Raw genomic sequence first — 2348 nt, forward strand, 5'->3', positions numbered from 1 at the left:
CGCATCATGATCATCTCGCCGTTCTTCGTCATGCCGCCGGTGGCCGCATTGGTGTGGAAGAACATGATCATGCATCCCGGTTACGGCGTGCTTGCCGATCTCTCACGCTTCTTCGGCCTGCAGCCGGTCGACTGGTTCGCGCAGTTTCCGCTGCTCTCCATCATCATCATCGTCGCCTGGCAATGGCTGCCCTTTGCGACGCTGATCCTGCTCACCGCCCTGCAGTCGCTCGATGGCGAGCAGAAGGAAGCCGCCGAGATGGATGGCGCCAACTTCGTCAACCGCTTCATCCATCTGACGCTGCCGCATCTGTCGCGCGCCATCACCGTCGTCATTCTCATCCAGACGATCTTCCTGCTTGGCGTCTACGCGGAAATCCTCGTCACCACCAATGGCGGACCGGGTTATGCCTCCACCAACCTCGCCTTCCTCATCTATCGCACCGCACTTCTGGGGTACGACGTCGGCGGCGCTTCGGCCGGCGGCATCATCGCCGTCATCCTCGCCAATATCGTCGCCATCTTCCTGATGCGCGCCGTCGGCAAGAACCTCGACCGGTAAAGGGGAAACATCATGGCCCGCAAGACAACCACACGTGCGAAGATCGGCTTTTCCATCGCGGCCTGGGCCGTGGCGCTGCTGCTGTTCTTCCCGATCCTTTATGCCTTCCTCACCTCGCTCAAGACCGAACCGGAGGCAATCGCCGGCTTCAGCCTCATTCCCTCGGGCACCTTCGAGAATTACGTGACGGTCCAGACCCAGCGCGATTACTTCAAGCCGTTCATGAACTCGGTGGTGCTGTCGCTCGGCTCGACGATCATTGCGCTGATCATCGCCATTCCCGCCGCCTGGGCCATGGCGTTCTCGCCGACCAAGCGCACCAAGGACATCTTGATGTGGATGCTCTCCACCAAGATGATGCCGGCCGTCGCCGTGCTTGTGCCGATCTATCTGATCTTCCGCAATGCCGGCCTGCTCGATACCCGCATTGGCCTCACCATCATGCTGACCTTCATCAACCTGCCGATCGTCATCTGGATGCTCTACACCTACTTCCGGGAAATCCCCGGCGAGATCCTCGAGGCAGCCCGCATGGATGGCGCGTCGCTGTGGAACGAGATCGTGCATGTGCTCACACCAATGGCGGTGCCGGGCATTGCCTCGACGCTGCTCTTAAACGTCATCCTTGCCTGGAACGAAGCCTTCTGGACGATCCGGCTGACGACCACCAATGCAGCACCGCTGACGGCCTTCATCGCCTCCTTCTCCTCGCCGCAGGGGCTGTTCTGGGCAAAACTCTCGGCCGCCTCGATGATGGCGATCGCCCCCATTCTCGTCATCGGCTGGTTCTCGCAGAAACAACTCGTGCGTGGCCTGACCTTTGGCGCCGTGAAATAAGGAACGACAAACATGGGCAGCATTTCCCTTCAGAACGTGTCCAAGCTCTTCGGTGAGGCGAAAGTCATCCCGTCGATCGATCTTGATATCAACGACGGCGAGTTCGTCGTCTTCGTCGGCCCCTCCGGCTGCGGCAAGTCCACGCTTCTGCGCCTCATCGCCGGGCTGGAAGACGTCTCCGGCGGAAAGATCGTCATCGACGGCAATGACGCCACCGAAAAGGCCCCGGCCGAGCGTGGCCTTGCCATGGTGTTCCAGTCCTATGCGCTTTATCCGCATATGAGTGTCAGGAACAACATCGCCTTCCCGCTGAAGATGGCCAAGCTCGACAGGGCGGTGATCGACAAAAAGGTCGAGGACGCCGCCCGGGTGCTGAACCTCACCGATTATCTCGAACGCCGGCCCTCGCAGCTGTCGGGCGGCCAGCGCCAGCGTGTCGCCATCGGCCGCGCCATCGTGCGCGAACCGAAAGCCTTCCTGTTCGACGAGCCGCTTTCCAACCTCGATGCGGCGCTGCGCGGCACCATGCGGCTGGAAATCTCCGAGCTGCACAACACGCTGAAGACGACGATGATCTACGTCACCCACGACCAGGTGGAGGCCATGACCATGGCCGACAAGATCGTGGTGCTCAACCGCGGCAATATCGAGCAGGTCGGTTCGCCGATGGAGCTTTACCGCACCCCCGCCAACCTCTTCGTCGCCGGCTTTATCGGCTCGCCGCGCATGAACCTCATCACCGGTGACTTTGCCCGCAGCAAGAATGCCACCACCGCCGGCGTGCGGCCGGAGCATCTGCTGCTGTCGAAGGAAAGCGGGCTGTGGCAGGGCAAGGTCACCGTCGCCGAACATCTCGGATCGGATACCTTCCTGCATCTCGAGGTGTCAGGTATCGGACCGATCACCGCCCGCACTGACGGCGAGTTCGAATGCAGGCATGGCGATACCGT

3 protein-coding genes are annotated in these 2348 nt (G+C 61.2%); all 3 read left to right on the top strand.

Annotated features, from left to right (window positions below; genetic code table 11):
- Positions 1 to 561: carbohydrate ABC transporter permease (locus PL640_RS25455; protein WP_271363863.1), on the top strand; the 561-nt coding region annotated here is incomplete at its 5' end.
- 12 nt (positions 562 to 573) lie between these two features.
- Positions 574 to 1398, top strand: a complete 825-nt coding sequence (locus PL640_RS25460) for a carbohydrate ABC transporter permease (RefSeq protein ID WP_065116739.1) — start codon at positions 574 to 576, stop codon at positions 1396 to 1398.
- A gap of 12 nt (positions 1399 to 1410) precedes the next feature.
- On the top strand, positions 1411 to 2348 hold a 938-nt coding region (locus PL640_RS25465), incomplete at its 3' end, for an ABC transporter ATP-binding protein (RefSeq protein WP_271363864.1).

It is taken from the genome of Agrobacterium sp. ST15.16.024 (assembly GCF_027956545.1).
GTDB classification, from domain to species: domain Bacteria; phylum Pseudomonadota; class Alphaproteobacteria; order Rhizobiales; family Rhizobiaceae; genus Agrobacterium; species Agrobacterium cucumeris.